2 protein-coding genes are annotated in these 2,398 nt (G+C 53.0%); both read right to left on the bottom strand.

Translation table 11 applies throughout. The features are described from left to right. Nucleotides 1–325: 325 nt before the first annotated feature. The gene (locus tag QME66_13405) at nucleotides 326–1,909 is read right to left on the bottom strand and encodes an IS66 family transposase (protein MDI6809943.1); all 1,584 of its coding nucleotides are present in this window, start codon (nucleotides 1,907–1,909) and stop codon (nucleotides 326–328) included. 240 nt (nucleotides 1,910–2,149) lie between these two features. Continuing rightward, on the bottom strand, nucleotides 2,150–2,398 hold a 249-nt coding region (locus QME66_13410), incomplete at its 5' end, for a tyrosine-type recombinase/integrase (GenBank protein ID MDI6809944.1).

The raw sequence follows: 2,398 nt of genomic DNA on the forward strand, positions 1-2,398 counted from the left end.
TGGAGCGTCTTGATATTAATACCGTCTTTGCCTTCGATGACCATTTTATTCAGTATGGAAAATTTGTGATTCTGTAAATGGTCTTCATTTTGCCTCGCTTGTCCACGTCCCAAACGACGCTACGTTATATTTCAAATTGAACTGTGTGCTCTGTGTGCTCTGCGTGCTCTAGCGCAGCGGGCGAGAGAAAAGTGTCCTTCCGGCAAGCCTGTATAGCGGAAAGAAATTTGCCGGGGGTGAGGCTGGGAGGCAAACGTTCCCCAGTCCTCCCGGTTGTGGCGCCGTAGGCAGCGTTTGATTTAAAATATTGGGTGGAGCAGGTTCATCAGGAATCGTTGACAGGTAAGCTGCCCTGGTAATTCCAGGGCATCCAGTTCCGAGGGTTTTTGAAGACCTCGAAGGAATGTTTCTGGAGGGCCACCAGGTAGTCGAAGGGATTGACATCCCCCAGGCTGCAGGTGTGGATCAGGCTCATGAACATATCACCGATGAACGCGCCGTGTTCGGTCTTGTAGAAGAGCGAGTTTTTCCTGTGGAGGATGGCCTTTTTCAGGGTCTGCTCACAGAGGTTGTTGTCCAGGGGCGCTCCGGGGACTCTCAGAAACAGAGTCAGAGGATCCCAGTGCTTGAGCATATAGGCGATGGCCTTTCCCAATCCGGAGTTCGGCTCCGTCTTCTTTTGATGGAGCTGTTCAGAAAGACACTGTTTAAGATTCTTCATCACCGGTGCGCTTTCCCGCTGATGGAAGAGGAGCCGCTCCTGGGGTGAGAGGTTCTGCTCTTTGGCTGTTTCATCATTTTTGTAAACCAACGCGATCTGGTCAATGACATGAGCCGTCTCTTCAGGAAAGTTTGCCGCCACGTCCACGAAGTTCCGCCGCCCGTGGACCAGGCAGTTGGCCAGGAGGGTCTCGAACTCCTTGGAAGCATTGCGGCTGAGGGCGTCACACATCTGAATCGGCGGGTCCAGTTCGGCTTGCCGTTGTTTGAGCAAATCCGTCATATTTTCCCCGGCGTGTTTCTGTCCCGTAAAGAACAGGGCGATCTTGCGGTCCTCTACGATTGACATCATGCCGGTGGTAAACATCCCTGTTCGAGACGATTTCTCATTGATCTCTTTTAGCAACTCCAGGATCTTCATGGGGGTATCGTCGTTATGGATGACATTGCCTTGGGCGGCCTGACGGATCAGTTCCCGATAGGCGGGGTGAGTGCCCCAGTTGGCGGCATTCTCTACTATATCCCACTGGGTTGACGCCGGCAGCGGTATCCCCATGCTTTCCTGAAGCTTCTCGATCCGGTAGAAAGGAACGCCGCTGCCATACTTCAGCATGGCAATCATGGCCCCGGCGGTTTCGTCATACTTGTCGGAACCGACGTTGTTCGGGGGCTGGGCCGTAAAGACCTCGCCGCAGAGGTTGCAGCGCAGCTTCTCCATCTCATAGATTTTGGCGGCCAGAGGGGCCCTACCCACGAACCGCACCAGGGTCCCAGCCTTCTTGACTGGATAAAGTCTCCCCCTGAGACATTCCCGGCATGGTTCGCCAGCCTTCAGATCCTGGATGGATACTTTGATCCGCTCGGCTTTTTTGTAAGCATCCGCACCGTTTCTGCCGTGACCTGGTTGCTTCTCCGGTTCAGATTCCTCTTGCGGGTTGTCGACCTCTTTCGGGTTGCTTCCGATCTTGAAGAGCTTCTCGCGCGTCTCTGTCTTGGCGCCAAAGATCACCCGCAACAGACGTTTGATCGCCGTGGCCTTCTCATCGACCGCCTGGCTGAGATAGGCGAGGGTCTCCACAATGGACTTGATGATCTCATAATCACCTTCCTGCAGGGCCCCTTTTTCCACCCGCATAAGGAAGGCCTCCACGTCCGCTGGTTTCAACTCGATCAGCTTCGGAGGCTTCATGCCCGACCTCCGCAAAGATGATCGCGGAAAGCCCTGGAGAGAGGATAGCCCAGAACATCCTTGAGGGAACGGTTCGCCTTGCCGGTCTGATCATTCTTCCCCCGACCTGTGGTCCGACCGATATAGAGCCATTATGTGACCTCCGCAGTTATGTGACGTAGACGAAAAAAGGTCTTTCTTTTCAACGGATTTTCCATTTTCTACGTCACATAACTAAGATCCCGTTTCCGGGCTGATATGCTACAAGTTTTTCAGAAAGTTCATCACTCCCCGATTCTCGTGCCACAGTTTGCCGACTTGTTCTGATCCTGATATCTCACAACGGGCCAATGCTTTCGCCTTCATCTTCAAATCAACTTCAGCATAAATATTGGTAGTATTAAGCGACACGTGCCCCAGCCAGGCACGGATTGTGTTAATATCGACACCAGAGCGAAGAAGGTGGACGGCGGTCGTGTGTCGAATGGCATGGGCACTGACTTTTTTTTT

It is taken from the genome of Candidatus Eisenbacteria bacterium, from assembly GCA_030017955.1.
Classification (GTDB): domain Bacteria; phylum Eisenbacteria; class RBG-16-71-46; order JASEGR01; family JASEGR01; genus JASEGR01.

Excerpts from the sequence above, each read along its gene's own strand:
- QME66_13405 (MDI6809943.1), bottom strand. The coding sequence starts at position 1,909 with ATGAAGCCTCCGAAGCTGATCGAGTTGAAACCAGCGGACGTGGAGGCC.